This is a genomic window from Phenylobacterium sp. (genome assembly GCF_044358365.1).
Classification (GTDB): domain Bacteria; phylum Pseudomonadota; class Alphaproteobacteria; order Caulobacterales; family Caulobacteraceae; genus Phenylobacterium.
Map to the genome: position 1 here is coordinate 1 of NZ_JBIKNZ010000140.1, position 3,115 is coordinate 3,115.

General features: G+C 65.1%; 3 protein-coding genes and 1 pseudogene. 2 read left to right on the top strand and 2 right to left on the bottom strand.

Going from position 1 to position 3,115, the window contains the following annotated elements:
• Positions 1-85: 85 nt before the first annotated feature.
• Positions 86-988 (top strand): type II secretion system F family protein, encoded by a 903-nt coding sequence (locus tag ACIQ3B_RS18410; protein ID WP_397405185.1) that lies wholly within the window; start codon positions 86-88, stop codon positions 986-988.
• Between the two features lie 29 nt (positions 989-1,017).
• Positions 1,018-1,521 (top strand): hypothetical protein, encoded by a 504-nt coding sequence (locus ACIQ3B_RS18415; RefSeq protein WP_397405181.1) that lies wholly within the window; start codon positions 1,018-1,020, stop codon positions 1,519-1,521.
• A gap of 34 nt (positions 1,522-1,555) precedes the next feature.
• Here the strand turns inward: ACIQ3B_RS18415 and ACIQ3B_RS18420 are convergent, their stop codons facing one another.
• Both ACIQ3B_RS18420 and ACIQ3B_RS18425 read right to left on the bottom strand, forming a co-directional pair.
• Positions 1,556-1,918, bottom strand: coding sequence for a VanZ family protein (locus ACIQ3B_RS18420; protein WP_397405183.1), 363 nt, complete (start codon positions 1,916-1,918; stop codon positions 1,556-1,558).
• Positions 1,919-2,128: 210 nt separating this feature from the next.
• A pseudogene (locus ACIQ3B_RS18425) lies at positions 2,129-3,115 on the bottom strand (IS3 family transposase); the annotation flags it as partial.

Below are 3,115 nucleotides of genomic sequence, written 5' to 3' on the forward strand. Positions count from 1 at the left end.
ACCAGATCAAATCACTCATGACGACGCCTCCATGCGCCGCCAGTGAATCAGACCAACCCCGCCTTGGGAATCATTTCAATGGGTCCTGAGCCTAGCCTCCGACATCGGCGGTGGGGAACCGCTGGACCGGGCCTTCGGTCGAGCCTTCCAGAAGTCCGAAGCCTTCGTCGCGCCCATGGTAGCCGCCGGTGAGGCCGCAGGCGACTTGCCCGGCGGGCTGCAACGCGCCGCCGACGTGATCTACTCGCGCCTCAAGCTCCGTGACCAGTTGGTCACGGTCCTTGCCTATCCCTCCTTCGTTTTCGTCAGCGCCATCGGGGCCCTGGTGGTGATCCTGCTTTACATCGTGCCCTCCATAGCGCCGCTGGCCGAGGAACTGGGTTCCGAGCCGCCAATGGCGCTGTCCCTCATGTTGTCGGCCAGCAACTTCCTGAGCGCCAATCTGGCCCTCATCGGACTTGCGATTGCGGGAGGTGTCGTCGCCATCCTGGTGGCGGGGCGTGCCGGTCTGCTCTCCGCGCCGCTGGATCGCCTGCTGCTCGACGGACCGGTCCGGCGAACGGTCGCGGGTCTGGTGTTCGGGTCTTTCTCCATGTCCCTCGGCTCCATGGTCGCAGCCGGTGCGCCGATCAGCGAGGCCCTGCGACTGGCGATCCGCACCGCCCCGCTGGCGGGTGCGCGCAAACGCCTGGAGCCGGTGGCGCTGGCGGTTCGTCAGGGCGAGTACCTGTCCGGCGCCTTGGGCGAGGTACGCGGATTTCCACAATCCATCATTCGGCTGGCAGCGGTGGGCGAAGCCTCCAACGCGGTGGGACCTATGCTGACCCGCAGCGGCCAAATGGAAGAAGATGCAGCCCTTCGTCGCATCGAGACGATCGGTAGGATCGCGGGTCCGGCGCTGATCGTTCTGCTTGGCGGGCTGTTGGGTGTCCTGATGGGCGGGCTGCTTTCAGGTGTCAGCCAGATGGGCCAGTCGGCCCTGGAGTAAGTGCGCGCAAGCGCTGAAGGAGACGAGCTATGGGTGTGAAGGCAAAGATGTTCCTGATAGCGGCTGTGGCGGCAATCGCCACGCCGCTCGCGGCGCAGGAAATGCCGCCACTTGTTTCAGCCTACGCCAGGCAACTTGCCGAACAATGCGGCCCGCTGCCGCCGGGCGCCAGCACGCCCAACCTCGTGGACCGGCTGGACCTGAACGCCGACAAGCTCGATGACTGGGTCATTGACGCCAGTCGCTATCCTTGTCCGGGACGCCCCGCCCTGGCCGTCGCCGCTGGCGCGCAGGTGACTGTGTTCAGGGGCATCGAGAACGGCATGGCCATTCCGGCCTTTCAGCGCACGGCTTTCGGATCACGTCTCCAGCGCGCGCCGGATGGGTCGCTGGCCCTTTGGGTTAGCCTGGGCGGATCGGACTGCGGCGACGCAAAGCCCGACGCACGTTGCGAGCGGCGGGTGATCTGGCGGGCTGCCGAGGGTCGTTTTGATGCCGTTGCGGCTGAGGTGAAGACGGTCGCGTCACGATAGGCCGTCTCGGTCGATCGTATGACGCAGACATCTCTCAACGGCGCGCAGGTGACCACGCGGCCAATGCCTGACAGATCAATAACGCAATAGCGATGCCTGTGGCGTCGGCGGTTACGTCCCGCCACTCGGCGTGCCTGGGCGTGAAGGCCCATTGCAGCACCTCTATGCCAACTCCGAGCGCGAATAACCAAAAGACCAACCTGCGCCAGGACGCGCGTTGCCATACCCGCCGCGTCAGGACGGTCAGGATTCCGAAGGCCAGGATGTGCTGCGCGTCTTCGGTCAACGGGACAGTGACCGGCTGTGGCCAGAACGCCAGGGTGGCGACCGCGGTGAGACAGCCGGCCAACGTGATTGCGGCGATCCATCTCGACGTTCCGGATTCAATGGGCGACATCAAAATTGGGTTTTCTCGGTGGCCCGACACTCTATCGCAACCCTGGATAGCCGATGAAGCCATACAAGGGCTTCAGCTTCTAATAAGGTGTCGCCCCCTGTGCTGCCCCTATGCCGAAACCACCCGCCGCCATCCCACCTCACTCATATCATGACGCGCAATCCGAGGGTCCTTTCGGAAGCTGATCCTCCCCCGAAAAAGTGGACGGGGTTAAGCCGCTCTACGTTCCATCTCTTCCTGGCTGAGATAGCCCAAGGCTGAGTGCAGGCGACGGGGGTTATAGAAGCCTTCGATGTATTGGAACAGATCGCGCCGGGCCTGGTCGCGGGTGGCGTAGACCCGGTGGTAGACGCGCTCGGTCTTGAGGGTGTGGAAGAAGCTCTCCATCGGTGCGTTGTCCCAGCAGTCGCCCTTGCGGCTCATCGAGGGCGTGATCCCTGATGTGGCAAGGGTTTGGCGGTAGACCTCGGCCGCGTACTGGATGCCGCGGTCGGAGTGGTGGATCAGGCCCGGCGCCGGCCGCTGGCGCTCGACGGCCATGTTCAAAGCGTCGAGTGCGATCTCGGTATGCAGGGTCTGGCGCATGGACCAGCCAGAACCTGTCCTCGGGCCGGCAGAGCCGGACCCGGGGGATCTTGCGGGTGTGCATGTCGAGGATCGCGGCCAGGTACAGCCAGCCTTCTGCGGTGGGGATGTAGGTGAGGTCGGCGAGCCAGATTTGGTTCGGATGCGCGGCCTGAAAGTTACGGGCGGGCCTGTTTGGGGCGATCAGATAGCCATGACGGCTGTCGGTGGTTCTGGCGCGACGGGGCAGCGCCGCCAGTCCGCGAAGACCGGCGCGGCGCATCAACCGCTCGATCCTTGAGCGTCCGACACGGCGGCCGTGGCCGCGCAGCACGGCATGCACCCTGGGCGCGCCATAGGTCCCGCTGCTATCGGCGTGGATCCGGGCGATGTCGTCCAGCAGCGCCCGGTTGGCCGACGCACGTGGGCTCTCGGGCCGGGCGCGCCAGGCGTAGTATCCGCTGGTGGACAACCCCAGAACCTTGCACATCGCGCTCACCGGCCAGACCAAACGATGCTCATCGACGAACCCGAACTTCACCGGGCGGCCGCTGCGAAGATGAGCGCGGCTTTTTTTAGGATGTCGCGCTCCATCCGCAGCCGCTCGTTCTCACGCCGTAACCGGGCGTTCTC